Raw genomic sequence first — 24,961 nt, 5'->3', positions numbered from 1 at the left:
TGAAATCTTTTCATCTGAAAGGAAAGGCTCTAGGGTCGCTCACGGCGCGGGGCGGGTCCCCCGCGCGGAGGAGGGGCCATGAGCACCGAGCAGGCGAAGCTCGAACAGTACGGCTACACGCAGGAGCTGAAGCGCTCGCTCGGCTTCCGCGACCTGGTGGTCTACGGGCTGATCTTCATGGTGCCGATCGCGCCGTTCGGCATCTTCGGCAGCGTCTTCGAGGGCGCGGGCGGCATGGTCGCGCTGGCGTACGCGGTCGGCATGCTGGCCATGCTGTTCACCGCCGCGTCGTACGCGCAGATGTCGCGGGCGTTCCCGATGGCGGGGTCCGTCTACACCTACGCCGGGCGCGGGATCGCGGCGCCCGTCGGGTTCCTGGCCGGCTGGATGATCCTGCTCGACTACGTGCTGGTGCCGGGCCTGCTGTACCTGATCGCGAGCGTGGCGATGAACTCGCTGGTGCCCGGCGTCCCGGTGTGGCTGTGGCTCGCCGGGTTCGTCGTCCTCAACACGGTCGTCAACTTCTTCGGCATCGAGATGACCGCGCGGATCAACCGGATCATGCTGCTCGCCGAGCTGGCCATCCTGGCGATCTTCCTGGTCGTGGGCGTGGTGGCGCTGGCGCAGGGCAAGGGGCACGGCGGCGGCGGGTTCACCCCGATCTACAACGGCGACACGTTCTCGTGGGGGCTGGTGTTCGGCGCGGTGTCCATCGCCGTGCTGAGCTTCCTCGGCTTCGACGGCATCTCGACGCTGGCGGAGGAGAACCGCGAGTCCGCGCGCGCCATCGGCCGCTCGATGGTCGCGGCGCTGGTGCTGGTCGGGCTGCTGTTCATCGTCCAGACGTGGGTGGCGTCGCTGCTCGTCCCCGACCCGGACGCGCTGGTGAAGGACGGCGACCCGGACGGGACCGCGTTCTACGACGCCGCGCGGGTCGCGGGCGGCGCGTGGCTGGCCAAGCTCACGGCGCTGGCCACCGCGATCGCGTGGGGCTTCGCGAACTCGCTGGTGGCGCAGGCGGCGACGTCCCGGCTGCTGTACGCGATGGCGCGCGACCGGCAGCTCCCCCGCTTCCTCGCCAGGGTGCACCCGACGCGGCGCGTCCCGGTGAACGCGACGCTGCTGGTCGCGGCGGTGTCGCTGGCGCTCGGCCTCTACATGGCGGAGCGGGACGACGGCATCACGCTGCTCAGCTCGCTGGTCAACTTCGGTGCGATGACGGCGTTCCTGACGCTGCACGTGTCGGTCGTCGTGCACTACGTCGTCCGCTCGGGCAGCCGGGACTGGTGGCGGCACCTGGTCGCGCCCGCGATCGGTTTCCTGATCCTTGGTTATGTGGTCGTCAACGCGAAGGTCGCGGCGCAGAAGCTGGCGTTCCTGTGGCTGGCGATCGGGGTGGCCGTACTGGTCGCGCTGCTCGTCCGGCACCGGCGCCCGGCCCTGGCCGGCATCGAAGAGGAGGAGGACGGAAAGTGACGCTCAACGTGGTCGCGCTGGACGGCGCGGAGCCCGCCTACGCGTTCGGCGGGCGGGAGGCGGCCCTCACGGTCGCCCCGGGAACCGTGGTGGAACTGACCACCGAGGACTGCTTCGGCGGCGCGGTCAAAGGTGTGGACGACCTGCCGAGCCAGGTGTGCACGTTCCCCTACCTGAACCCGGTGACCGGCCCGATCGCGGTCGAGGGCGCCGAGCCCGGCGACGCGGTCGCGGTGCACTTCATCGACATCCGCCCCGCCCGCGACTGGGCGGTCTCCACCACGTTCCCGCACTTCGGGGCGCTGACCACGACGCACGCGACGGCGATGCTGCACCCGGCGCTGGAGGAGCGGGTCTGGGTCTACGAGGTCGACGCCGCCCGCGGCGTGTGCCGCTTCCGCGCCCGGCGCGGCGACTTCGAGGTGGAGCTGCCCCTCGACCCGATGCACGGCACGGTGGGCGTCGCGCCCGCCGCCGATGAGGTGATCATGAGCATCACGCCGGGCGCGCACGGCGGCAACATGGACACCCCGGAGATGCGGGCGGGCACGACCGCCTACTTCCCCGTCAACGTGCCGGGCGCGCTCATCTCCCTCGGCGACGGCCACTGCCGGCAGGGCGAGGGCGAGGTGTGCGGGACGGCCGTCGAGGCGGCGATGAACACCGTCGTGGCCGTCGACCTGATCAAGGGCGCCGCGCCGGCCTGGCCCCGGCTGGAGGACGACCTCCACCTGATGTCGACCGGCTCGGCGCGCCCGCTGGAGGACGCCTTCCGGATCAGCCAGCACGACCTGGTCACCTGGACGTCCGCCCTCCTCGGCCTGGAGGAGCTGGACGCTTACCAGCTCGTCAGCCAGGCGGGCCTCGCCCCGGCCGGCAACGTCGTCGACACGAACTACACGATGCTCGCCAAGCTCCCCAAGGCCGTCCTGCCGGGGGTCTCCGCCTACGACGGCGCCCACGATCGCCTGCGCGAGACCGCGCGCCGCTACCTCTCCGAGCGCTGACGAGCCCTCCTGGCCCTGCTGGGCCTGGACGAGCCCTGCTGGCCCTGGACGAGCCCCGACCGCTCACGGGGCTAGGGCAGCAGGTGCCGTTCGTAGGCGGTGGCCACGGCCGCGGCCCGGTCGTTGACGTCCAGCTTGGCGTAGATGTGCGTGAGGTGGGTCTTGACCGTGGCCTCGCTGATGAACAGCTCGGCGGCGATCTCCCGGTTGCCGGTGCCGCGCGCCACGAGCCGCAGCACCTCCAGCTCGCGGGCGCTCAGCGAGCCGCCGCCGCGCGGGTCGCGCACCCGCGAGACCAGCCGAGCCGCGATGGCCGGGGACAGCACGGTCCGGCCCTCGGCGGCGGCGCGGACGGCGTCGAACAGCTCGTCGCGCGGGGCGTCCTTCAGCAGGTAGCCGGTCGCGCCCGCCTCGATCGCCGGGATCGTGTCGGTGTCGGTGTCGTAGGTGGTGAGGACGAGCACCTTGCAGGGCAGCCCGCGCCGGGTGAGCTCGGAGATGGCCTCGACGCCGCCTCCACCGGGCATCCGCAGGTCCATGAGGACGACGTCCGGCCGGTGCTCGGCGGCGAGCGCCACGGCCTCGCGGCCGTCGGCGGCCTCGGCGAGCACCTCGAATCCGGGGTCGGCGGTGAACATGCCGCGCAGGCCGTCCCGGACGACCGGGTGGTCATCGACGATCAGCAGCGTGATCCGGGCGGAGCGCTCACCGCTGTCATCGGGCACGGTGGTGTCAGGCACAGTGTCACCAGGCACGGTGTCATCAGGCATGGCGGATCAACGGTACGCGGGCGGACACGGCCGTGCCCCGGCCCGGTTCGGACTCGACCTCCAGGGTGCCGGCGACGCGCTCGGCCCGCTCGCGCATGGCGGTCAGGCCGAAGCCGCCGGACGGGCGGGCGGCGACGGCGAAGCCCCGGCCGTCGTCGCGGACGTCCAGGGTCACCTCGTCGTCCATGTAGGAGAGGGTCACGCCGACGCGCTCGGCGTGCGCGTGGCGGTCGGCGTTGGCGAGGGCCTCCTGGGCGATGCGCAGCAGCGCGGCCTCCAGCTCGTCGTGCAGCGGCTCGACCGTCCCGGTGACGGTGAACCGGGCCCGGCCCTCGGCGACCTTCTTCAGCGCCTCGGGCAGCGTGCCGTGCTCCAGGTCGGCGGGCGCGAGGTCCTGCACGGACCGGCGGGCCTCGCGCAGGCTCGCGCGGGCGAGGTCGGTGGCGCGGCGGACGTGCTCGCTGTCCTCGGCGGCCTGGAGCTGGGTGATGATGCCCGCGAGGCCCTGCGCGATGGTGTCGTGGATCTCGGCGGCGAGGCGGCGGCGCTCGTCGCTGACGCCGGCCTCGCGGGCCTGGACGAGGAGCTGGGCCTGGAGCCCGGCGTTCTCGGCGAGGGCCTGCTCCAGCCGGGCGTTGGTCCGTTCGAGTTCGGCGATCGTCTCCTCCTGGACGCGGCCGCGCTCGGCCTCCCGGTCGGCGAGGGCGCCGAAGATGGCGACGAGGCCGGAGTTCAGCACGAGGAGCCCGGCGAATCCGGCCGCCTGGCCGAGGCCGTCCGGCGGCAGCCCGCCCGACTGCGCGCCCGCCATGGTGACCGCCGTGACGGACGCGCCGGCCATGGCCCAGCGCCGGCTCAGGAAGTGCTGGGCGTCGAAGTACCCGAGCACGGCGTAGACGGAGTAGAACGGGTTCAGCCAGGACAGGGCGAAGGCGAGGGCGGTCCGCGTCCAGTAGTAGACGGGCCCCGGGATCTTCCGCCCGGCGTACAGGATCTGGAGCGCCAGCGCGGTGACCAGGAGGGCCACGGCCGCCCGCTCCTCCGCCACCGACATGACCAGGTCGCGGATGAGCAGGGCCAGGAGGGTCGCGAGCAGCAGCAGGGCGAACGGCCCCCAGCGATAGAACCGCTCCCATTGCTCCTGGATTGTCGCCATTGCCCCAGTTTCCCCTACTCCCAGCGGAACCAGCGAACGGCGGCGGCGATCAGGACGGCGGCCCACCCCGCGGTGACGCCCAGGTGCGCCCAGTCCGGCCAGCCGCCCTCGGCGGCCTGGTGGAGGGCCTGCGACGCGGCCCCGAACGGGAAGTACTCCACGACGCGCCGCAGCAGCTCGGGCATGGCCTGGACCGGCACCCACACCCCCGCGAGGAACATCGCCGGGAAGAACACGATCGAGCCGACGACGGTCGTCGCCTTGCTGGTCGGCGTGACCGCCGTGACCGCCGCGCCCAGCCCGAGCGCGCTGAGGGCGCCGAGCAGCAGCGCCAGCAGGTAGCCGGGCGCCTGGCCGGGCAGCGAGACGCCGAAGGCGATCCGGCCGACGGCGATGACCAGCAGCGCCGACCCCAGCGCGGCGCCGAAGTGCAGGACGATCTGCGCGGCCAGCAGCGACCCCGGCCGCACCGGCGTGGTCGACATGCGCCGCAGGATGCCGCGCTCCCGGTAGCCGGACAGGACGGGCGGCAGCGCCTGGATCCCCGCCATGATCAGCGCGAGCAGCACGTTGACCGGCACGTACAGGTCGATGACCCGGTCGCCGCCGAGGGAGGGGTCGGGGTCCCGGAACGACGGGATCAGCCCGAGGATCGTCAGCAGCACGGTCGGGAAGGCGACGATCCAGAACAGGGTGAACGGCTCGCGGGAGAAGAGCCGGGCTTCGGCCTTGAGGACGGCGGTGGACGCGGACACGTCAGTTCTCCTGCTCTGCGGTGAGTTCGAGGAAGGCGTCGTCCAGCGTGGAATCGGTGATCCGCAGCTGGTGGGCGGTGATCTGGCGGCGGGCGAGCAGCGAGACGACCGCGTTGACGGTCGCGTCGGTGCCGTGCACGGTGACCCGGCCGTCCCGCAGCTCGAATGCCGTGGCCTCGGGCAGGCCGGTCAGCTCGCCGTCGTCGAGGGGACGGGACGGGGTGAAGGAGAGCACGGTGCCGCCGGCGCTGCGCCGGATCAGCCCGGCGGGGGTGTCGAGCGCCGCGACGCGGCCCTCCTTGAACACCGCGATCCGGTCGCAGAGGCGCTGCGCCTCCTCCATGAAGTGGGTGACGAGCAGGACGGTGACGCCGGAGCCCCGGACGTCCTCGATCAGCTGCCAGGTGTCGCGGCGGGCACGCGGGTCCAGGCCGGTGGTCAGCTCGTCCAGGACGACGATCCGGGGCCGGCCGATGAGGGCGAGCGCGATGAACAGGCGCTGCTTCTGGCCGCCGGACAGCTTCCCGAAGCGGGTGGTGAGCTTGCCGGTGATGCCGAGGCGCTCGGCGAGTTCGCGCCAGTCCGCCGGGTCCGGGTAGAAGGCGCTGTAGAGCTCCAGCGCCTCCCGCACGGTCAGCTTCTCCTGGAGTTCGCTCTCCTGGAGCTGGACGCCGAGGATCCGGGTCAGCTCCGCGCGCTCGGTGCGCGGGTCGAGCCCGGCGACGCGGACGGTGCCCCCGTCGGGCTCGCGCAGCCCCTCCAGGCACTCGACGGTCGTCGTCTTCCCCGCGCCGTTGGGGCCGAGGATCCCGAAGATCTCCCCCTCTTCGACGGCGAACGTGACGCCGTCCACCACGGGACGGCCGCCATAGACCTTGCGCAGGCCGCTGACTTCGATGATCGGCATGTTCCGAGCATCGCGGCGGGCGGTGCCCGCGCACATCGCCCGGCCCGCTCGTCCCGCCATCAACCGATCGGCTGATGCCGTGCTACGACTCTTTCCGGGCGCTACGACTCTTCCGGGCGCTACGGCTCTTCCGGGCGCTACGACTCGGCGGCCGCCGGCCGGGGCCAGACCAGCGTCCGGCCCAGGTGGACGAGCATCGCCGCGAAGACGAGCGCCCACGCCGCGAGCGCCACCCACATCTCGTGCCGGCCGATCCACTCGACCGCGGGGAGGCGGTCGGCGACGCCGAGGTACTGGCCCGCGACGCCGTACATGCCGAGCGGGAACACGATGCTCCACAGCGTCGCCTCGTACCGCAGCGGGACGCGGTGGACGGCGTGCCGCCACACCCCGGCCGCGACCAGCGGGACGATCAGCCAGCTGCCGAACGCCCAGAAGACGACGCACGTCCCGGCGATGAGGCCGCGGGTGGCGTTCACCATCGGCGCGTCCGCCATCTCCACGATCCGGGCCCCGGCCACCACGGTGATCGCGGTGGCGCCCATGGCGACCCAGTAGGGCGGGGTCAGGTCGGTCGGGCGCAGCGGGTACACCAGCATCCGCGCGGCGACGAACACGCCGGCGGCGGCGTACAGGATCACGCCGACCGACCAGGAGCAGACGGCGATGAGCGCGAGCCCGGACCGCATGGAGCTCGCCGGTTCGAGCGCCGCGGCGAGCACCGCGACGGACTGGCTGGCCACCACCCAGATGAACCAGGTGCCATTGGCGCCCGCGATGACGGGACGGTCCTCGCGGCCGAGCACCGCCGTCCACGGCACGACGTAGCCGAGCACGATCCAGCCGATGCCGCCGACGGCGAGCAGCCCGAACGCGATGCCGTGCTCGCCCGCCCCGGCGATGCGGGTGCCGAGGACGTCGGTGCCCGCGACGAACGTGAAGAACCCGAAGCCGCGGGCGGGGTCGGTGAAGTCGGCGCGCAACCGGTCGCGGAACGCGACGGCCCGCCAGGCGGTCGCCGCGACGAGCACCGCGTAGCCGGCGACCGCCAGCCACAGCAGCGCGAGGGAGAGCGTCTCCAGCCCGTTCGCGTGGACCCCGATCGAGACGATCCCGGTCCCCATCACCAGCGCGAAGTACCCCGGATTGAGGGTCGCCACCGCCTGTCCCAGCGCCGCTCGGCGCGCACCTCCCACATCAGTAAGGTACGCCGATCTTGCGCCACTTCCGGCCGCCGGTCCCCGGTTCGGGCGGCGGGGCGGCGCGGCGCTCCCGGTAGACGACGTAGGGCCGCCACAGGTACCACACCGGGATGCTCCACGCGTGGACGAGCCGGCTGAACGGCCACACCGCGAAGATCATCCAGGCGGCGGTGGCGTGCACCTGGTACATGATCGGCGCGGCGGCGATCGCGCGGTGGTCCGGGGAGCCCGCGAACAGGCTGCGGAACCACGGGGACACCGTGTCGCGGTAGTCGTAGCCGCCGCCGAACTGCTGCACGCCGAGCGTCAGGTAGATGCCGAGCACGCTGATGATGCCGAGCAGGACCAGCGCCACGTAGTCGACGGCGCTGGTCGTCGCCCGGACGCGCGGCACCCCCATCCGCCGGAAGATCAGGATGCCCGCGCCGATCAGGACGCCGATCGCCGCGACCGACCCGGCGATGCCGGAGAACAGCGTGTAGGCGCGCTCGGGGATGCCGAGCCACTCGGTGACCGACTTCGGGATGAGGATGCCGATGACGTGCCCCGCGATGGCGGCGAACGTGGCGTAGTGGAACAGCGGCGCGCCCCATTTGAGCAGGCGGCGCTCCTGGAGCTGGGTGGAGCGGGACGTCCAGCCGAACTGGTCGTAGCGCCACCGCCAGATGTGCCCCACCACGAACACGATCATGGCCGCGTAGGGCAGGATCACCCACCACCACAGGTCGCCGCTGGTCATCGGTCCGGTCATCGCCGAGCCCCCGCTCCGGTTCCGTCCAGGTACTGCGGCGGGGCGAACGGCGCGAGCCCCACCCGCTCCTCGGGGGGACCCTTCTCCCGCATCCGGCGGACGAGCGCGAGGTCGCGGCGGCCGGGGTGCGGCAGCCGCGCGCACACCGCCTCGACGAGGCCGGCGTAGGGGGTGCCCGCGTCGTGCAGGGCGGTGCGGAGCAGTTCGAGGTCGGCGCGGTGCCGGCGGAGCAGCCGCTCGCCGTCCGGGGCGAGCGCGGCGAAGTCGAGGACGAGCGGCAGGTAGTCGGGCAGCTCGTCCTCGCACGGCGCGAACCCCGCGACCCGGTACGCCGTCTTGATCGACAGCAGCGCCATCCCGCGCTCTCGGGTGTCGCCGTGCCGGGCGTAGGTGAGGTAGAGCGCGCAGCGGCGCCGCAGGTCGAACGTCTCGACGTAGTGCTGCGCGACCTCGGTCGGCTCGGTGGCGCGCAGCCAGCGGAGGAACCGCGCGAACGCCTCGCGGGACGCCTTCGGCCGGGTCCCGGCCGCGGCGGCGTCGAGCCGGTCGAGCCCTTCGAACAGCGCCACCGTCGGGTACTGGAGCAGGACGGAGGCGAGCTTGTACACCTGGCCCGCCGCGCCGCTCACGGGGTCTCGCCTTCGGGGAAGGGGTGCGGGGCTTCGGGGAACAGCTGCGGGCCTTCGGGGTGCGGGCCTTCCGGGAAGAGGTGCGGGGCGTCGCCGCGCCCGTCCCAGCCGAGCAGGTTGAAGTGCGTCCTGCCGTCGCCGCCCCGGAACGTGCCCGCGCCGCCGCGCACCTCACCCGGATGGAAGCTCTCGACACTCTCGGGCGGCCCGTGCCCGCCCATGCCGGGGCCGCCGTCCCCGTCCAGGCTGCAGAAGAGCTGCTCGTGCTGGGCCATGAGCCGTCCGGCGTCCTCGGCGTGGGCCTTCGGGATGACGTAGCGGTCCTCGTACTTGGCGATGGCGAGGAGGCGGTACAGGTCGTCCAGCTCCTCCGGGGTGGACCCGACGGACGCGGGCAGGTCCTCCGCCAGGTCGAGCCCGAGCTGCCCGGCGCGCTGCACGGCGCGGACGGCGGCGAGCTTGCGCAGCACGCCGCGGACGCTCTCCGTCTCCCCCGCCGTGAACAGGTTGGCGAGGTACTCGACGGGGATGCGCAGCTCGTCGATGGTGGCGAACACGCGGTCGGGGTCGGCGTCGCCGTACCCGGCGGAGTGGGCGACGTCGGCGACCGGGGACAGCGGCGGGATGTACCAGACCATCGGCATCGTCCGGTACTCCGGATGCAGCGGCAGCGCCACCCGGTGCCGGACGGCCAGCGAGTACACCGGGGAGCGGCGCGCGGCGTCGATCCAGTCGGCGGGGATGCCCGCCTCGGCCGCCGCCCGCCGCACCTCCGGGTCGTCCGGGTCGAGGAACAGCGACAGCTGCGCCTCGTACAGATCCTGCTCGTCCGGTGTCGCCGCGGCCTCGGTGACCCTGTCGGCGTCATAGAGGAACAGCCCGAGGTAGCGGAGCCGCCCGACGCAGGTCTCGGCGCAGATGGTGGGCTGCCCGCCCTCGATGCGCGGGAAGCACAGCGTGCACTTCTCCGCCTTGCCGGTGCGGTGGTTGAAGTAGACCTTCTTGTACGGGCAGCCGGACACGCAGAACCGCCAGCCGCGGCACCGGTCCTGGTCGACGAGGACGATGCCGTCCTCCGCCCGCTTGTACATCGCGCCGGACGGGCAGGACGCGACGCAGGACGGGTTGAGGCAGTGCTCGCAGATGCGCGGCAGGTAGAACATGAAGACCCGCTCGAACTCCATCCTGACCCGGTCCTCGATGCCGGCGAGGTCGGGGTCGGCGAGGGCGTGCTCGGGGGCGCCCGCGAGGTCGTCGTCCCAGTTGCTTCCCCAGCGGGGCGACATGTCGCGGCCGGTGAGCGCGGAGATGGAGTGCGCGCTCGGGTTCTGCGTGCCGAGCGGGGCGTCGATCACGGTCTGGTAGTCGTAGGTCCACGGGTCGCCGTAGTCGTCGATCGTCGGCAGGTCCGGGTTGTAGAAGATGGACAGCAGCCTGCGCAGCCGCCCGCCCGCCTTGAGCTGGAGCCGCCCCTTGCCGTCGAGCGCCCAGCCGCCCTTCCACTGATGCTGGTCCTCGTACCGGCGCGGGTAGCCGAGGCCGGGCTTGGTCTCGACGTTGTTGAAGTACACGTACTCGGTGCCGGGACGGTTGGTCCAGGTCTGCTTGCAGGTGACCGAGCAGGTGTGGCAGCCGATGCACTTGTCGAGGTTCATCACCATCGCGACCTGCGCCATGGGACGCATCAGAACCGCACCTCCTGGGACCGCCTGCGGATCACGGCGACCTCGTCGCGCTGGCTGCCGGTCGGGCCGTAGTAGTTGAACCCGTAGCTGAACTGGCCGTAGCCGCCGATCAGGTGCGTCGGTTTCACCACGAGCCGGGTGAGGGAGTTGTCGGAGCCGCCGTGCCAGCCGGAGATCTCCGACTTCGGCGTCATCAGGTGCCGGTCCATCGCGTGGTACATGAAGGCGGTGCCGCGCGGCATCCGGTGCGTGACGACGGCCCGGCAGGCGACGACGCCGTTGCGGTTGTACGCCTCGATCCAGTCGTTGTCGCGCACGCCGATCGCCGCGGCGTCGGCGGGGCTCATCCAGATGACCGGCCCGCCCCGGAACAGCCGCAGCATGTGCAGGTTGTCCTGGTACTCGGAGTGGATCGACCATTTGGAGTGCGGCGTGAGGTACCGGACGGTGACCTCGGGCCGCCCCTCCTCGCGCATCCCCAGCTCGCCGGCGTAGTGGCGCGCGTAGGTCAGCGGCGGCCGGTACGCCGGGAGCGCCTCGCCGTACTCGTGGATCCAGTCGTGGTCGAGGAAGAAGTGCATCCGCCCGGTCAGCGTGTGCCAGGGCTTCTTGCGCTCGACGTTGACGGTGAACGGCGAGTACCGGCGCCCGCCCGACTCGATGCCGGACCATTCGGGGCTGGCGAAGACCGGGCGCGGCTGCACCACCGTGTCGCTGAAGGAGATGCGCTCCCCGGCGCGCTCCTCGCCGAGGTCGGCGAAGGCGACGCCCGTCCGCTTCTCCAGGTCGCGCCAGCCCTGCATGGCGATGTGCCCGTTCGTGGTGCCGGACAGCGCGAGGATCGCCTCGGCCATGTGCAGGTCCTGCGCCAGGGAGGGACGCCCGTCGCCCGCGCCGCCGCGCACGACCCCGTTGGTCTCGCGCAGGTAGGCGACCGCCTCGGACGGCACCACCGAGACGCCCTTGGTGGACGTGCCGAGCGTCTCGACCAGCGGGCCGAGCGCGGCCATCTTCTCGGCGACCGCCGCGTAGTCGCGTTCGATCGTCACGAGGCGCGGCATGGTCACGCCGGGCACGGGCTCGCATTCGCCCGTCCTCCAGTCGAGGACGCGGCCGCCGGGCTGCGCGGTCTCGTCCGGGCTGTCGTGCATCAGCGGCACCGGGACCACGTCGGTGCGGGTGCCGAGGTGGTCGGCGGCGAGCCGGGAGAACTCCTCGGCGATGAGCCGGAACGCGTCGAAGTCGGTGCGCGACTCCCACGGCGGCGCGATCGCCGGGTTGAACGAGTGCACGAACGGGTGCATGTCGGTGCTGGACAGGTCGTGCTTCTCGTACCAGGTCGCCGCCGGGAGGACGACGTCCGCGTACGTGCACGAACTCGTCATCCGGAAGTCGATCGTGGTGAGCAGGTCGAGCTTGCCGCGCGGCGCCTCGTCCCGCCAGGCCACCTCGGCGGGACGCAGTTCGGGCGGCGACTCCGCGGCCCGGACGGCGTCGTCCGTGCCGAGCAGGTGCCGCATGAAGTACTCCATGCCCTTGCCGGACGAGCCGAGGACGTTCGCCCGCCAGATCGTCATCACGCGGGGCCAGTTCCGCGGCGCGTCCGGGTCCTCGCAGGCGAACCGCAGCCGTCCCGCCTTCAGCTCGCCGACGACATGATCCGCGACGGGACGTCCCGCCGCCGCGGCCTCGTCGGCGAGGTCGAGCGGGTTGCGGTCGAACCCCGGATGCGACGGCGTCCACCCCAGCCGGGACGCCTGCGCCACGCAGTCGGCGAACGTCCGGCCCTGGAACAGGCCCCGGCTGAGCGGCCCGGCCATCTCCCCCGGCCCGAACGTCTCGTACCGCCACTGGTCGGTGTGCAGGTAGAAGAACGACGTGCCCGTCATGTGCCGGGTCGGGCGCTGCCAGTCCAGCGCGAACGCCGCCTGCTGCCATCCGGTCAGCGGCCGCACCTTCTCCTGCCCGACGTAGTGGGCCCAGCCGCCGCCGTTCACGCCCTGGCAGCCGCACAGCATCGTCAGCGTGAAGAACGCCCGGTAGATCTGGTCGGAGTGGTACCAGTGGTTCGTCCCGCCGCCCATGCAGATCATCGACCGGCCGCGCGACAGCTCGGCGTTGCGCGCGAACTCCCGCGCCACCCGCTCGGCCGCCGCGGCCGGAACGGACGTGATCCGCTCCTGCCACGCGGGCGTGTACGGGTGGGCGGCGTCGCCGTACCCGTCCGGCCACTCGCCGGGAAGCCCGTCGCGCGGGACCGCGTACTGCGCCATCAGCAAATCGAACACCGTCGTCACCAGCCGCCCGCCGACCCGCGCGACCGGGACCCCGCGCCGCATGACCGAGCCGCCCTCGGTCTCCCCGATGTCGAAGCGGGGCAGATCGACCGGCCGTGCGTCCTCGTGCCGCCCGTACAGGGTGAGTACCGGGTCGACGTCGCCCAGCTCAAGGTTCCAGCGGCCCTGCCCCGACTCGGTGTAGCGGAATCCCAGGGTCCCGTTCGGGGCGACCGGCTCGCCTGTCCTCGCGTCGAGCAGCACGGGTTTGTGCGCGGCGCCCTCGCCGGTGTCCCCCAGCTCGCCGGCCGTGAGGAACCTGCCGGGACGGACGGCGTCCCCGTGCTCTTCGAGCGTCACCAGGAACGGCAGGTCGGTGTAGGTCTTCACGTACTCGGTGAAGTACGGCACCTGCCGGTCGCGGAAGAACTCGGTGAGCACCACATGGCCCATCGCCATCGCGAGCGCGCCGTCCGTGCCGGGCGCCGCCGCGAGCCAGTCGTCCGCGAACTTGGTGTGGTCGGAGAAGTCCGGGGAGACGACCACGACCTTCTGCCCCCGGTACCGGGCCTCGGTCATGAAGTGCGCATCCGGCGTCCGGGTGATCGGCAGGTTCGTGCCCCAGATCACCAGGTAGGACGCGTTCCACCAGTCGCCCGACTCGGGCACGTCGGTCTGGTCCCCGTACACCTGCGGCGACGCGATCGGCAGGTCGGCGTACCAGTCGTAGAACGACAGCACCGTCCCGCCGATCATGGACAGGAACCGGGTGCCCGCCGCGTACGACACCATCGACATCGCGGGGATCGGCGAGAACCCCACCACCCGGTCCGGGCCGTACTCCTTGACGGTGTGCACGTGGGCGGCGGCGATCAGCTCGGTGACCTCCGGCCACGACGACCGCACGAAACCGCCCTTGCCCCGCGCCCCCTTGTAGGCGGCCGTCCGGTCCGGGTCGCCGGTGATCTCCGCCCAGGCGGCCACGGGGTCGCCCGTCCGGCGGCGCGCCTCCCGCCACAGCGCGAGCAGTGGCCCGCGCACGTACGGGTACCGCACCCGCGACGGCGAGTAGGTGTACCAGGAGAACGACGCCCCGCGCGGGCAGCCGCGCGGCTCGTACTCCGGCGAGTCGGGCCCCACCGACGGGTAGTCGGTCTCCTGCGTCTCCCAGGTGATGAGGCCGTCCTTGACGTACACCTTCCACGAGCACGACCCCGTGCAGTTCACGCCGTGCGTGGACCGGACCTCCTTGTCGTGCCGCCACCGCTCCCGGTAGAACTCCTCGGCACCGCGCCCGCCCGCGCGGTGCACCTCCCGGTAGTCCCCGGACGGCTTCCCCGGCACGAAGAACTGCGCGCCCCGCAGCAGCCCCTCGACGGGCTCGCCCATGGGCAGCAGGGGTGCGAGCAACCTGCGGTCCGATGCCATGCCGACCACCTCGCCTCGCGGCCCCCGGGATTGCGTACGCGATCAAGCGCCTACCCGAGCCCGTGCCCTCCCCAACCGCCCGGCCGTCCCCTATACCGAACCTGGGGCCGAACATGAACAACCGCCCCGCGGCCCGGCGTCCCGCCGGGTTCCGGCGTCGCCGCCGCGTTTCAGCGTTCCGGCCGCCACCGGTACAGGGCGCCCGGCCACCACGCGTACGGGCCCGCGTCGCGGACGAGCGCCGGCACCAGGAGCGAGCGGACGACGAGCGTGTCCATCAGCACGCCGAACGCGACGATGAACGCGATCTGCACGAGGAACGCCAGCGGGATCACGACGAGGGCGGCGAAGGTGGCGGCGAGGACCACGCCCGCCGAGGTGATGACGCCGCCGGTCGCGGTGAGGCCGCGCAGGACGCCTTCGCGCGGCCCGTGCTTCAGCGACTCCTCGCGCGCGCGGGTCATCAGGAAGATGTTGTAGTCGACGCCGAGGGCGACGAGGAACACGAACCCGTAGAGCGGCACGGACGGATCGGTGGCGGTGAAGCCGAGCAGGTGCTGGAAGACCAGCGCGGCGATGCCGAGGGTCGCCAGGTAGTTGAGCGCGACGGTAGCGACCAGCAGCAGCGGCATCGCGATGGAGCGCAGCAGCATCACCAGGATCACCACGATGATGCCGAGGACGACCGGCAGGATGACGGTGCGGTCGCGTTCGGCGGCGGCGAGGGTGTCGGCCTGCTGCGCGGTGTAGCCGCCGACGAGGGCGTCGGCGCCGGGCACCGCGTGCAGGCCGTCCCGCAGGCGTTCGACGGTGGCGCGGGCGGCGGCGCTGTCGGCGGCGGCGGAGAGCGTGACGTCGACGAGGGCGCGGCCGTCCACGACTTGCGGCGCCCCGCCCTCCGTGCGCGGGACGACGTTCGAGACGCCCTGCGTGCGGCTCGCCGTGCCGGCGACCTGCTCCAGCGCCCCGGCATTGGTGAGGACGATCGCCGGGTTGCCCGACCCGCCCGGGTAGTGCTCGTTGAGGACGTCCTGCGCCGTGACCGACGACGCCTCCCCGACGAACGTCTCGCTCAGCGGCACGCCCTCCGTGCGCAGCGTCGGCATGAAGCCGGCGAAGGCGATCAGGACGAGCAGGGAGGCGGCCCACACGCGGCGCGGGTGGCGGGCCAGCAGCCGCGCGATCCGCTCCCACACCGGGTGCCCGTTGCCCCGGGCGCGGTCGGGGTGCGGGCGGGCGGGCCAGTAGACCGACCGGCCCAGCAGGACGAGCACGGCGGGCAGGAAGGTGAGCGCGCTGAGCAGCGCGCAGCCGATGCCGATGGCGCCGACCGGCCCCAGCGCCCGGTTGTTCGACAGGTCGCTGAGCAGCAGGGCGATGAGGCCGAGGGCCACGGTGCCGGCGCTCGCGGCGATGGCTCCGGCGGAGCGGCGCCACGCGGCCAGCAGCGCGTCCACCCGGTCGAGGCCGCGGGCGAGCTCCTCGCGGAACCGGGCCGACAGCAGCAGCGCGTAGTCGGTGCAGGCGCCGATGACGAGGATCGACAGGATGCCCTGCACCTGGCCGTCCACCGTCACCGTGCCGCGTTTCGCCAGGTAGTAGACGATCCCGCAGGCCAGCCCGAGCGCGAACACCGAACCGAAGATGATCACGAAGGGCAGCAGCACGCTGCGGTACACCAGCAGGAGGATCAGCAGGACGACGATGACCGCCACGCCGATCAGCAGGGTGTCGACGCCGGAGAACGCGTCGGCGAGGTCGGCCTGGGTGGCGGCGGGCCCGCCGACGAAGGCGCGCGTCCCCGGAACCTTCGCGGCCGCGCCGCGGATGCCGTCGATGGTGTCGACGCTCTTCTCACCGACGTCGGACGACACCTGGACGACGCCGGTCAGCGCCGCCCCGTCCTTCGACGGCACCACGGGCGAGGGCGTGCCGGTGACGAACGGGACGCCGCGCAGCGACCCCAGCGCCTGCTGCGCCGCCGCGCGCTGCTCGGGCGACACCCTGCCGCCCTCGGCCGTCCACACCACGATGGCCGGGATGGTCCGGTCGTTCTCGAACGCGGCCTCCTCGTCCAGCACCCGCGTCGACTCGGCGCTCTGCGGCAGGAACGACGACTGCTCGTTGGTGGCGACGTCACCGAGCTTGCCCGCGTACGGGCCGAGCGTCCCGCCGATGACGAGCCAGACCAGGAGCAGCACCACGGGCAGGGCCCAGCGGGCGGCGCGCGATGCGGACATGATCGCGTGTGTTCCCCGCAGGGCCCGGCGAAACATCCTTCCGCCGTCCCCGGGCGGGCGCGCCGGTCAGGCGCCGCCCGCCGGGGCGGGGACGGTCGGCCACACGAAGGCGTGCGTGTACCAGGCGGGGGAACCGCCGCGGCCGAGCCGCCTGCCGTAGGTGATCGCGATCGCGGCGAGGTGCGACCCGGGCCCGTCACGCCCCGGCCGCTCGTCGGCCGAGTCGTGGATCTCGCCCAGCAGCAGCCGCGCCGGCTGGTGCAGCTCCAGCCGCAGGACGAGCGGCCCGCGGCAGCGGGTCGCCGCCCGCGCGACGAGGTCCTGGACGAGCGGCGCCACCCGGTCGCCGAGGCCGGCCGCGGCCGGGCCGAGCCCCCACGACTGGAGCGCGCCGCGGACGATGCCGCGGACGCTGCCCGCCGAGATCCGCCCGCCCGGCAGCTGCCAGCGGCCGATGTGCAGCGGCGGCTCCGGGGTGGGCGCGGGAACGGTGCTCATGTGATTCTCCGATCATGAACATGCTCCAGGCCGGCGACCCTCCCGGCCGATGGGCCTGGGCCGGAACACGGTCGTTGCGACTTGTGCCCCGTCTGCCGGCGCTCATGCGCCACAGTATGACCGTTCCAGCGGCCAAGGGCGGTCAGGATCGGGTCAAGGACGGGCGGGGCGGAAGTCGGTCGGGCCGAGATCGGCCCGGCCAGGGTCCGCCGAGCAGGTCAGGGACGCGCGGCGGGCTTGTCGCGGAGCCACTCGACCGGGTGCGGGCCGTCGGTCGCCACCCGGTACTCGTCGCCGAACTTGTCGCGGTGCTCGTCGATGACGCGCTCCTGCGCGCCCCGCTCGGCGTTGATCCGGTCCTGGTACGCCTCGAACCGCTGGTGCGCCTCCTGGACGAACCCGGTACCGAGGGTCGTCCAGTCGATCTGGGTGGCGAGCAGCTCGCGGACGAGCTGCTTGTTCGGCTCGAACGTGACCGGCTCCGGCAGCGCCGGCGCCAGCACCGACTCGGGGTCGCGGCCGTCGTGGCGGCGCATCAGCTCGCACGCGATCCGCAGGTGCTCCAGCTCCATGTTCAGGTGGAGCTCCCAGATGCCCTTGACCCGGGGGTCGGTCTCGGTCTGCATGAACGAGTAGTACATGTAGCACTCGTTGTACTCGTGGTTGACCAGGCGCTCCCACCAGGTCTCGCCCGGGTCGACCAGCGACTCGTAGTGCGTGACGTGCTCCTCCTCCACCAGGCCGATCTCCTGGTAGAGCTGGCGGGCGATCGGCTCCATGTAGAGCGGGCCCATGTTCATGTAGAAGTTCATCGTCTGCTGCTCGGCCGCCATGATGGTCAGCGCGTGCAGCTTGGAGATCGGCGCGGCCGCCTCGCGGTCGTAGGGCTGGCGGACGTTGTCGATCGGGTCGCGGTGCTGCAGGTAGCCGGGCCGGCCCGGCATGACCTCGGTGAGCTGGTCGACGATCTTCTCGGCCTTGCGGTGCTCGATGATCTCGTACAGGTTCGCGTACCGGTACAGGTGGTCGAAGTCCTCCAGCAGCCCGAAGTTGTAGGACTGCTTGAGGTAGGGGTCGGGCTCCATGCGGGCGACCCAGCCGGTCAGGTCGACGGCGACCTGCTCGTAGGACAGCGTCGTCTCCAGGACCGACGCCTGGCCGGGCAGCAGCCAGTTGACGACCTTCTGCTGCTGCGCCTCGATGTAGCGGACGCTCGCCAGCTGCTGCTTGACCTCGATGTCGGGGCAGATCCGGGCGAAGTGGTGGCTGAACATGATCGCCTCCACCTCGATGCCGTTCATCGCGATGATGCGGCACTTGGTGTAGGGATCGGACTCGTCGGGGTCGATCGGGGCGACGTCGAGCTGCGCCCAGTTGCGCAGCTGCTCGTCGAGCGGGATGCCGCGGTGCTCGAGCGGGTTGAAGGCCAAGAGGCTCACCTTCCTGTGCGTGTTGGGGAACGGTCGGCGCTGCGGCCCCTACCCGCACAATCCGGTTCCGCACGGCTCTTCCCGTCCCGGACCAACTTTTTGCCCGTGCTTCGCCCCGGGTCGCTTAGCCTGCGCGGCTCCGGGTACCGCACCGAACCGGCCGCCGTCCGGCGGTCGTCCACCCGGAGTGACCAGGGAAGAGACATATGCAGACCACGCCCGCCAACGCCGAGACCACCGAGGACGTCGTCGACCTGCTGCGCGCCCAGCACGGCCGGATCAGGGACCTGTTCGACGAGGTGATGCACAGCGAGGGGAGCGCGCAGGAGGAGGCGTTCCACCAGCTGGTGCGGCTGCTCGCGATCCATGAGACGGCCGAGGAGATGATCGTCCACCCGGCGGCCCGGAGCATGCCCGGCGGCGACGGGATCGTGGACGACCGGCTCGCCGAGGAGCGCGAGGCCAAGGAACTGCTCGCCGAGCTGGACGGCATGGCGTTCGACGACCCGCGGTTCATGAAGTCGCTCGACAAGCTGCGCATGGACGTGCTCACGCACGCCCGCGCCGAGGAGCGCTACGAGTTCGACCGGCTCAAGGTGCAGTTCTCCCCGGCCCAGCTCAAGGGCTTCGCCGCCGCCGTCCGCGCCGCCGAGGCGACCGCGCCGACGCGCCCGCACCCCGGCACCGAGTCGGCGAAGAAGAACATGCTCGTCGGCCCGCTGGCCGCCATGACGGACCACGTCCGCGACCTGATCCGCGACGCCGGCAAGGGGTGAGGCGGCGGCTCAGCAGCGCCCGGCCCACGAGCATTCGAGCCCCTGCCCCGCACCGGCACCCGCTCCCGCGCCGGTGCTGCCGGTGCCGCGGGCCGCGGGCGCCGGGGTGCCGCCGGCGAGGCGGATCGCGATCCGGTCCTCGACGTCCTTGGGCGCGCCGCCCCGGTAGCCGTTGAGGATGACCGCGAAGACCAGCGGGCGCCCGGCGGGGCCGGTGACGTAGCCCGACAGCGCCGTGGCTCCGGTCAGGGTGCCGGTCTTGGCGTGGACGTTTCCGGCGGCGGGCGTGCCGCGCATGCGCGAGGTCAGGGTGCCGCCGGCCATCCGGTCGGGGTCGCCCGCGACGGGCAGCGCCCGGTACCAGGACGCGAACCAGGGTGCCGTCCGCACCCGTTCGAGCAGGGTGCTCACGTCCCCGGCCGTGGTGCGGTCGCGCCGGGACAGCCCCGACCCGTCCGCCATCTCCAGCCGTTCGGGCGGGACGCCGAGCGAGCGCGCGTACCGCTCGATGGCGGGGAGCCCGGCGTTCCAGCTGCCCTCGCCCGCGGCCGCCCGCCCGATCGCCTTCACCAGGATCTCGGCGATCATGTTGTTGCTCAGCTTGAGGAACGGGACCATCAGCTGCGACAGCGGCATGGACGCGCGGGACGCGAGCACGGTGGCGCCGGCGGGCGTCCTGCCGCGCGCGACGGCGCCCTTCACCTGCACGCCGTGGGCTCGCAGCGCCCGCCGGAACACGTCCGCCGCGTACATCGTGGGCTTCCGGACCGTCCGCAGCTCGGTGAGAGTCGTCGCACCCGCCGGATACGAGCCGCTCACCACGATGGCGTCGCTGCCGACGGCCCGGTCGACCTTCAGCGTGGACGGCGAGCCGGCCCGTCCCGTCACCGCCCTGTTGTCGACCTTGACGGCGCCGGTGGCCGGGCTGAGCCCGACCCGGACCGGCTTGCCCACCGCGCCGGGCCGCACGACCACGTTGACCGAACCGGCGTCGAAGTCGTCGTTCGGCGAGACGGTCAGCGCCGAGATCGGCGCGGCGTAGTAGTACTGGAGGTCGGCGGGGTCCCAGTGGGACGGCGTCCGGACGGCGTCGAACCACGTGTCGTCCGCGACCAGGTCGCCGTCCACCCGCCGGACGCCCTTCGCGGCGACCTGGGCGGCGAGCCGGTCGTAGTCGGCGGCGCGCGTCGTCGGGTCGCCGGTCCCCTTCAGGTACAGGTTCCCCTTGACGGACGAACCGGACACGGCCGTGGCGTGCACGCTCGTCCGGAACCGGTACCCGGTGCCGAGCAGCGACAGCGCCGCGCTGGAGGTGAAGAGCTTCATGTTCGAGGCGGGCATCACCGGCGTCCCGGCACCGCGCGCGTACCGGACCGCGCCGCTGCGGGCGTCGCGCACCACGACGCCGGCGGCGGCGCCGTCGAGCCGCGGGTCCGCGAGGATGGCGTCGAGGTCGGTGCGCAGGTCGCCCGGCGCGGCCGCCCGCGCGGGCACCACGGGCGCGGTGAGGACCACGGCTCCGGCGATGGCGACCGAAGAGAACCGCACAAGGTGACCGAGCATGAGCCGAGCGTAGAGCTCACCGCGCGCCGGTCAAGGACCTTCAGGAGTGTTCGCCGGGGACGGGTTCGGCGAGACGGCGGAGGAGGGCGACGAGCTGGGCGCGCTCGTCCGGCCGGAGCCGGCCGAAGAGCCGCTCGCCGACCTCGGCGCCGACGCGGCGCGCGCTCTCCAGGGCGCGGCGGCCGTCGCCGGTCAGGGTGATCGAGTACGCCCGGCGGTCCTGCGGGGCCCGCTCGCGCCGGACGAACCCGGCGCTCTCCAGGTCGTCGATGTCGCGCACCATCGTGGACTTGTCGATCCCGGTGAGGTCGATGAGGCGCCGCTGGCTGGACGGCCCGTACATGTCCAGGGCGAACAGCATGGTCATCCCGCGGACGTCGATGCCCAGCGGGCGCAGCTCGGCGTTCATCGCGCGGCGGCTCCGGGAGTGCGCGGAGGCGAGCAGCATGCCGAGCCCCACGTGCGGTGCGGCGGGGTCGCCGTCCGCGGCCAGGATCCGTTCGAGCAGGTCGTCGAGCATGGGCCCATGATAGGGGGAATCTGATATCGTCTCACTTGAGACTTTCTCATCAGAGAGTTGTGGGCGGCTCGACCCGGAGGAGAAGCACATGCCCGAACTGACCCGCCGCCGCGCCCTGCAGGTGTCCGGCCTGACCGCCGCCGTGGCCGCCGTCCCGGCCCGCGCGGCCGCCGCCGCCCCGCCCCGCAAGCCGCGCGGCAGGATCGACACCCACCACCACGCCGTCCCGCCGAAGATGCGGGAATGGGCCATCGAGCAGGGCATCCTCCCGCCGGAGGGCGGCCCGTCCTGGGCTCAGTGGACCCTGAAGAGCACGCTCCGGATCATGCGCGCCAACGGCATCGCCGCCGGCGTCGCGTCCGCACCCGTCCCGGCGGAGATCTTCATCAACCGCGCCACCGCCGTCTCGGGCGTCCAGGTGTGCAACGAGTCGCTGGCCGAACTGGCGCACGACCACCCGACGCGGTTCGGCTTCTTCGCCAACGTCGCGATGCTGCACCCTGACCTGGCGATCCAGCAGGCCGCCCACGCGCTGGACGACCTGGGCGCGGACGGGATCCTGCTCAACACCTCCGCCGACGGCCACTACCTCGGCGACCCGATGTTCGAGCCGCTGTTCGCCGAGCTCGACCGCCGCCGCGCCGTCGTCTTCACCCATCCGGTCGCGCCCAAGGGCATCGTCGAGGTGCCCCTGGTCGGCGACTGGCTCGCCGACTTCCTGCTCGACACGACCCGCACCGCGCTGAGCCTCATCGCCGCGGGGACCCTCGACCGCCACCCGAACGTGTCCATCATCCTGTCCCACGGCGGCGGGTTCCTGCCGTACATGGCGGGCCGCGCCGAACGCTCGGGCCGCGAGGACGGCGGGCCGTCCCCGGCGAAGATCCGCGCCGCGCTCCGCCGCTTCTACTACGACACCGCGCTGCCGACCTCCCCGTACGCCACCCCGACCCTGCTCAACGCGGTGGGCACCGGCCAGGTCCTGTTCGGCACCGACTGGCCCGCCAACTCCGCCCGCGAGGTCATCATCAACACCCGGGACTTCGACCGCGACCCGGCCGTGGACCACCGCGCCCACCAGGCCATCACCCGCGACAACGCCCTCCGCCTCCTACCGAGGCTGGCCGCCCGCCTCAAGTGACCGGCCGGGGGCGAGGATCACCAGGGGCAGTTCGCGTGCCGTCCCGGCCTGGTACTCGACGTACTGGGGGAACAGCTCGGCCATGATCTCCCAGAGCCGGGGCCGCTCCTCGGCGGTGGCGGTGCGGGCGGTGGCGGCGAAACGGTCCGCCGCGACCTGCAGCGACACCGCCGGGGTCTCGGTGAGGTTGAGGTACCAGGCCGGGTGGCGGTCCGCGCCGCCGTTCGAGGCGACCAGCAGGTAGCGGTCCCGGTCCCGGCCGTAGATGAGCGCGGTGCGGCGGAGCCTGCCGGACCTGCGGCCCCGCGTGGTGAGCAGCAGCGTCGGCCAGCGCCCGTAGAGGTGCCCTTCGGCGCCGCCGGTTTCGAGGTAGGCGCGGATGTGATCGGCGACCCAGGGGGTCGGGCTGTCGAGGATCCCGTCCTCGGGCGCCGTCATCGCCCGCTCCCCCGATCGGCGCTGCGGGCCGCGGCCGTCCGGTGGAAGACGGGGATCAGCACGGCTCCGACGGCCACGTGGGTGAGGGCGAGCACCGCCTTGCTCCCGCCGGAGGCCTGCACACCGACGAGGGGCAGGAACGACACCGCGAGCACGGCGAGGGCGGCGGCCGTCCAGATACGGGCCGCTAGAGGCGTCACCCGCTCCAGCGCGGCCAGCAGCGCCCAACCGAGCAGCGAGGGGGCCAGGGCGAAGACGCCGATGGCGGCCGCCCCCAGATCCCGCGGCTGCTGTCCGTCCTGCCGGACGACCAGGTCGTGGCCCAGCAGCGGTTCCCCGACCACCCAGATCGCCAGCCCGGCCAGGACCGCACCCGCCACGGCGAGTGCCCGTGCGCGCCGTACGCTCCGGAGGCCGACGCGCCCATTCGCCACGTGCGTCATCCCACCATCTCCTTTAGCTCCTACATAGTTCAGGTTCTTAACCTTCTTTGAGGTCCGGAGCTTAGCAGTTACTTCAGGAGCTGAACAGTTCAGTGTCTTAAGCGGCGGCTATGCTGGCCTTATGAACCCCGACGCCGACGCCGCCGAGACCGGCGGCGACGCGGATGCGGTCGTAGCCGAGCTGAGCGGGCTGGTCTTCGAGGTCACCGGGCGACTGCGGGCGCAGTTCAACTCCGCCGCGGCACAGCTCGATCTTCCCCCGGCCCAGGCGCTCGTCCTGACCAACCTGTCCGGTCCCGCCCCGATGCGCCGCCTGGCCGACTGGCTGTCCTGCGAGCCGTCGAACGTCACCGGCATCGTCGACGGACTGGAACACCGCGGCCTGGTGACCCGCCGCCCCGCCCCGGACGACCGCCGCGTCAAGCACGTGGTGCTCACCGAGGCCGGCGAGCGCAAACGCCGGCAACTGCGTTCCGCCACCCACGCGCTGGCCAGGACCTTCTTCGAACTCCCCGGCCCGGACCAGCGGCACCTCCGCGACCTGCTGGCACGCCTCCTGGCCGCCCCGCCGCCGAGCCCGAACACCGAATCCGACTGAGAGAGCGCCCTACGCTTTCTCCCGGGCAGGTTCAGTCGCCGGTGGAGCCGTCAGGGGACGGCGCGTGGACACGGTCGGCCTGCCAGTCCTGTCGGAGACCGCTAATGCCGGACGCGGACGACGAGCTTCCCCGTCGCGCGGTCGTGCTCCATGTCGTCGTGGGCCTGCCTCACCTGCTCCAAGCCGTCGTAGACGCGGTCGACGGGAAAGCTCAGCCGACCCCCGGCGACCGCATCGAGGATCTCTTGGAAGACCTCGCGGGGCAGGTCCTCGACGTCGCCGAAGTAACCCGCCAGGCGAACGCAGGCCGTGCCGTGCCGTGCACCCGCACCGCGCGCAGGGTGTCGTGCAGGGTCGGCGTCCCGACGAGGTCGAGCGCGGCGTCGACACCGTCCGGATAGAGGTCGCGGACGGCCGCCGCTACCTCGCCGGTGTCGAGCAGGGGATGGTCGACACCGCGCTCCGCCAGGAAGGCGAGGCGGTCGGCCCGCCGGGTGGTGGACAGCACCACCGTCCGATTCCCCTGTCCGGGATCATCCGGACGGAAGGGCGGGCCCGCCTCAGCGGGAAGTGGCGGTCTGATCAGGGTGGCGAGGGGCTCCGCAAGCATGCGTGGACATACGCGGCGCCTCGATCGGCATAAGGAAGTGTTCCCACGCTGCGCGTTACCGAGGAGGCGCAAGTTCCTCGATAGCGCGTCCGTCCTTCCAGAGTTCGGCGGCATGATAGGCGAACCGGTCGAAAAGACCGTCCTCCTGTCGGCGCTGTATGTGAAGCATCGGGGAGTCATGCCCCACGAGGTGCGCCAAGTGGGGAGTCACCAGCATCTCATCATCGAAGATGAAGAGGCTCATGGCTATGTGGTCGTCCCCGTAGCGGGCTTCCACGCCAGGAACGGAAATGATCTTAGAAAGCTCGTCGAGCGTGATCCTGATCCGCGTACCAACGGTGAGCGGCACGGCTTCACGTTCCTCGCGATGCCGCGTGACCTCGCTATCCGGGTCTCCGACCAGGAATCGGATCCGGCAGCCCCGTTCGGCCTTGCGGCGAAGCACGTTCCGGAGGTTGGGTATCTCCAGCCACAGGAAGTAGTTCGTGTAACCGGCGAAGGTCAGTTCCTTGTTCGCCTCGCTTATGAGACGGCGCCAGACCGACTTGGGACAGGCGGATCGATAGGGCAATGCCGTTAAATTAGCCTGACCGTCAGGGTGTTATCCACATATCCACAGGCGTCGCAGGTCCATGTGGAGTTCGTGAAAGCGATTGAAGCCT

24 protein-coding genes are annotated in these 24,961 nt (G+C 72.3%); 5 read left to right on the top strand and 19 right to left on the bottom strand.

Annotated features, from left to right (window positions below; genetic code table 11):
* Positions 1 to 78 precede the first annotated feature (78 nt).
* Positions 79 to 1,476, top strand: coding sequence for an APC family permease (locus CHF16_RS33555; RefSeq protein WP_089330196.1), 1,398 nt, complete (start codon positions 79 to 81; stop codon positions 1,474 to 1,476).
* Entirely contained in the window at positions 1,473 to 2,483 is a 1,011-nt protein-coding gene (locus CHF16_RS33550) for an acetamidase/formamidase family protein (RefSeq protein WP_089330195.1), read from the top strand. Before CHF16_RS33555 ends, CHF16_RS33550 begins: the two co-directional genes overlap by 4 nt.
* Positions 2,484 to 2,554: 71 nt before the next feature.
* Here CHF16_RS33550 and CHF16_RS33545 read toward each other — a convergent pair whose 3' ends face one another.
* The 12 genes from CHF16_RS33545 to CHF16_RS33490 form a co-directional block, all read right to left on the bottom strand.
* Entirely contained in the window at positions 2,555 to 3,223 is a 669-nt protein-coding gene (locus CHF16_RS33545) for a response regulator (RefSeq protein ID WP_089330194.1), read from the bottom strand.
* A 22-nt stretch (positions 3,224 to 3,245) separates the two neighbouring features.
* Positions 3,246 to 4,409: a sensor histidine kinase gene (locus tag CHF16_RS33540; RefSeq protein WP_089330193.1), complete on the bottom strand. Its 1,164-nt coding sequence runs from the start codon at positions 4,407 to 4,409 to the stop codon at positions 3,246 to 3,248.
* Between the two features lie 14 nt (positions 4,410 to 4,423).
* Positions 4,424 to 5,164 (bottom strand): ABC transporter permease, encoded by a 741-nt coding sequence (locus CHF16_RS33535; protein ID WP_089330192.1) that lies wholly within the window; start codon positions 5,162 to 5,164, stop codon positions 4,424 to 4,426.
* Position 5,165: 1 nt separating this feature from the next.
* Entirely contained in the window at positions 5,166 to 6,071 is a 906-nt protein-coding gene (locus tag CHF16_RS33530) for an ABC transporter ATP-binding protein (RefSeq protein WP_179271828.1), read from the bottom strand.
* 137 nt (positions 6,072 to 6,208) lie between these two features.
* Positions 6,209 to 7,231, bottom strand: a complete 1,023-nt coding sequence (locus CHF16_RS33525; protein WP_089330190.1) for a tellurite resistance/C4-dicarboxylate transporter family protein — start codon at positions 7,229 to 7,231, stop codon at positions 6,209 to 6,211.
* 37 nt (positions 7,232 to 7,268) lie between these two features.
* Positions 7,269 to 8,024, bottom strand: coding sequence for a respiratory nitrate reductase subunit gamma (gene narI / locus CHF16_RS33520; RefSeq protein ID WP_245869681.1), 756 nt, complete (start codon positions 8,022 to 8,024; stop codon positions 7,269 to 7,271).
* Positions 8,021 to 8,653: a nitrate reductase molybdenum cofactor assembly chaperone gene (narJ, locus tag CHF16_RS33515; protein ID WP_245869679.1), complete on the bottom strand. Its 633-nt coding sequence runs from the start codon at positions 8,651 to 8,653 to the stop codon at positions 8,021 to 8,023. The genes narI and narJ overlap by 4 nt, the downstream gene beginning before the upstream one ends.
* Complete coding sequence (gene narH, locus CHF16_RS33510) at positions 8,650 to 10,338, bottom strand: nitrate reductase subunit beta (protein ID WP_089330188.1); 1,689 nt, start codon at positions 10,336 to 10,338, stop codon at positions 8,650 to 8,652. The genes narJ and narH overlap by 4 nt, the downstream gene beginning before the upstream one ends.
* Positions 10,338 to 14,042, bottom strand: a complete 3,705-nt coding sequence (locus CHF16_RS33505) for a nitrate reductase subunit alpha (RefSeq protein WP_425427532.1) — start codon at positions 14,040 to 14,042, stop codon at positions 10,338 to 10,340. The genes narH and CHF16_RS33505 overlap by 1 nt, the downstream gene beginning before the upstream one ends.
* A gap of 170 nt (positions 14,043 to 14,212) precedes the next feature.
* Complete coding sequence (locus CHF16_RS33500; protein WP_218826968.1) at positions 14,213 to 16,282, bottom strand: MMPL family transporter; 2,070 nt, start codon at positions 16,280 to 16,282, stop codon at positions 14,213 to 14,215.
* A gap of 66 nt (positions 16,283 to 16,348) precedes the next feature.
* On the bottom strand, positions 16,349 to 16,780 hold the full coding sequence (locus CHF16_RS33495; protein WP_089330186.1) for a hypothetical protein: 432 nt from the start codon (positions 16,778 to 16,780) through the stop codon (positions 16,349 to 16,351).
* 218 nt (positions 16,781 to 16,998) lie between these two features.
* Entirely contained in the window at positions 16,999 to 18,210 is a 1,212-nt protein-coding gene (locus CHF16_RS33490; protein ID WP_089330185.1) for a hypothetical protein, read from the bottom strand.
* A 206-nt stretch (positions 18,211 to 18,416) separates the two neighbouring features.
* Between CHF16_RS33490 and CHF16_RS33485 the strand changes: the two genes are divergently transcribed.
* Positions 18,417 to 18,986 carry a hemerythrin domain-containing protein gene (locus CHF16_RS33485; RefSeq protein ID WP_089330184.1) on the top strand — a complete coding sequence of 190 codons (570 nt, stop codon included), beginning with the start codon at positions 18,417 to 18,419 and terminating at the stop codon, positions 18,984 to 18,986.
* Between the two features lie 9 nt (positions 18,987 to 18,995).
* Here the strand turns inward: CHF16_RS33485 and dacB are convergent, their stop codons facing one another.
* Together dacB and CHF16_RS40615 are read right to left on the bottom strand one after the other, a co-directional pair.
* A complete protein-coding gene (gene dacB, locus CHF16_RS33480) occupies positions 18,996 to 20,549 on the bottom strand; it encodes a D-alanyl-D-alanine carboxypeptidase/D-alanyl-D-alanine endopeptidase (protein ID WP_089330183.1) in 1,554 nt (517 codons plus the stop codon).
* Between the two features lie 40 nt (positions 20,550 to 20,589).
* On the bottom strand, positions 20,590 to 21,069 hold the full coding sequence (locus CHF16_RS40615) for a MarR family winged helix-turn-helix transcriptional regulator (RefSeq protein WP_179271827.1): 480 nt from the start codon (positions 21,067 to 21,069) through the stop codon (positions 20,590 to 20,592).
* Between the two features lie 88 nt (positions 21,070 to 21,157).
* On the opposite strand from CHF16_RS40615, the gene CHF16_RS33470 reads away from it, so the two are divergent.
* Positions 21,158 to 22,210 carry an amidohydrolase family protein gene (locus CHF16_RS33470; protein WP_089330181.1) on the top strand — a complete coding sequence of 351 codons (1,053 nt, stop codon included), beginning with the start codon at positions 21,158 to 21,160 and terminating at the stop codon, positions 22,208 to 22,210.
* On the opposite strand, the gene CHF16_RS33465 is transcribed toward CHF16_RS33470, so the two are convergent.
* Both CHF16_RS33465 and CHF16_RS33460 read right to left on the bottom strand, forming a co-directional pair.
* Positions 22,181 to 22,648, bottom strand: a complete 468-nt coding sequence (locus CHF16_RS33465) for a nitroreductase/quinone reductase family protein (protein WP_089330180.1) — start codon at positions 22,646 to 22,648, stop codon at positions 22,181 to 22,183. The genes CHF16_RS33470 and CHF16_RS33465 overlap by 30 nt on opposite strands.
* Positions 22,645 to 23,091 carry a DUF6069 family protein gene (locus CHF16_RS33460; protein ID WP_089330179.1) on the bottom strand — a complete coding sequence of 149 codons (447 nt, stop codon included), beginning with the start codon at positions 23,089 to 23,091 and terminating at the stop codon, positions 22,645 to 22,647. The genes CHF16_RS33465 and CHF16_RS33460 overlap by 4 nt, the downstream gene beginning before the upstream one ends.
* A gap of 121 nt (positions 23,092 to 23,212) precedes the next feature.
* Between CHF16_RS33460 and CHF16_RS33455 the strand changes: the two genes are divergently transcribed.
* On the top strand, positions 23,213 to 23,689 hold the full coding sequence (locus tag CHF16_RS33455; RefSeq protein WP_089330178.1) for a MarR family winged helix-turn-helix transcriptional regulator: 477 nt from the start codon (positions 23,213 to 23,215) through the stop codon (positions 23,687 to 23,689).
* 101 nt (positions 23,690 to 23,790) lie between these two features.
* On the opposite strand, the gene CHF16_RS42235 is transcribed toward CHF16_RS33455, so the two are convergent.
* The 3 genes from CHF16_RS42235 to CHF16_RS33445 all read right to left on the bottom strand — a co-directional run bounded on the left by CHF16_RS42235 (position 23,791) and on the right by CHF16_RS33445 (position 24,870).
* Complete coding sequence (locus CHF16_RS42235) at positions 23,791 to 23,904, bottom strand: zinc-binding dehydrogenase (RefSeq protein ID WP_425427533.1); 114 nt, start codon at positions 23,902 to 23,904, stop codon at positions 23,791 to 23,793.
* Entirely contained in the window at positions 23,901 to 24,200 is a 300-nt protein-coding gene (locus tag CHF16_RS33450) for an MDR/zinc-dependent alcohol dehydrogenase-like family protein (RefSeq protein WP_218826967.1), read from the bottom strand. Before CHF16_RS33450 ends, CHF16_RS42235 begins: the two co-directional genes overlap by 4 nt.
* Before the next feature lie 154 nt (positions 24,201 to 24,354).
* Positions 24,355 to 24,870, bottom strand: a complete 516-nt coding sequence (locus CHF16_RS33445) for a phospholipase D-like domain-containing protein (protein WP_218826966.1) — start codon at positions 24,868 to 24,870, stop codon at positions 24,355 to 24,357.
* Positions 24,871 to 24,961 lie beyond the last annotated feature (91 nt).

Origin of the sequence: Actinomadura meyerae (assembly GCF_900188445.1) — a bacterium.
Lineage (GTDB): Bacteria > Actinomycetota > Actinomycetes > Streptosporangiales > Streptosporangiaceae > Spirillospora > Spirillospora meyerae.
The sequence above is the reverse complement of the archived record's forward strand: the minus strand, read 5'-3'. Positions and strand labels throughout refer to the sequence as shown.

What these genes read in the sequence shown, in the direction of transcription:
- CHF16_RS33540 (WP_089330193.1), bottom strand. Translation starts at nt 4,409, where the DNA reads ATGGCGACAATCCAGGAGCAATGGGAGCGGTTCTATCGCTGGGGGCCG.
- CHF16_RS33455 (WP_089330178.1), top strand. Translation starts at nt 23,213, where the DNA reads ATGAACCCCGACGCCGACGCCGCCGAGACCGGCGGCGACGCGGATGCG.
- CHF16_RS40615 (WP_179271827.1), bottom strand. Translation starts at nt 21,069, where the DNA reads ATGCTCGACGACCTGCTCGAACGGATCCTGGCCGCGGACGGCGACCCC.
- narH (WP_089330188.1), bottom strand. Translation starts at nt 10,338, where the DNA reads ATGCGTCCCATGGCGCAGGTCGCGATGGTGATGAACCTCGACAAGTGC.
- CHF16_RS33460 (WP_089330179.1), bottom strand. Translation starts at nt 23,091, where the DNA reads ATGACGCACGTGGCGAATGGGCGCGTCGGCCTCCGGAGCGTACGGCGC.
- narI (WP_245869681.1), bottom strand. Translation starts at nt 8,024, where the DNA reads ATGACCGGACCGATGACCAGCGGCGACCTGTGGTGGTGGGTGATCCTG.
- CHF16_RS33500 (WP_218826968.1), bottom strand. Translation starts at nt 16,282, where the DNA reads ATGTCCGCATCGCGCGCCGCCCGCTGGGCCCTGCCCGTGGTGCTGCTC.
- CHF16_RS33505 (WP_425427532.1), bottom strand. Translation starts at nt 14,042, where the DNA reads ATGGCATCGGACCGCAGGTTGCTCGCACCCCTGCTGCCCATGGGCGAG.
- CHF16_RS33495 (WP_089330186.1), bottom strand. Translation starts at nt 16,780, where the DNA reads ATGAGCACCGTTCCCGCGCCCACCCCGGAGCCGCCGCTGCACATCGGC.
- CHF16_RS33485 (WP_089330184.1), top strand. Translation starts at nt 18,417, where the DNA reads ATGCAGACCACGCCCGCCAACGCCGAGACCACCGAGGACGTCGTCGAC.
- CHF16_RS33530 (WP_179271828.1), bottom strand. Translation starts at nt 6,071, where the DNA reads ATGCCGATCATCGAAGTCAGCGGCCTGCGCAAGGTCTATGGCGGCCGT.
- dacB (WP_089330183.1), bottom strand. Translation starts at nt 20,549, where the DNA reads ATGCTCGGTCACCTTGTGCGGTTCTCTTCGGTCGCCATCGCCGGAGCC.
- CHF16_RS33470 (WP_089330181.1), top strand. Translation starts at nt 21,158, where the DNA reads ATGCCCGAACTGACCCGCCGCCGCGCCCTGCAGGTGTCCGGCCTGACC.
- CHF16_RS33555 (WP_089330196.1), top strand. Translation starts at nt 79, where the DNA reads ATGAGCACCGAGCAGGCGAAGCTCGAACAGTACGGCTACACGCAGGAG.
- CHF16_RS33465 (WP_089330180.1), bottom strand. Translation starts at nt 22,648, where the DNA reads ATGACGGCGCCCGAGGACGGGATCCTCGACAGCCCGACCCCCTGGGTC.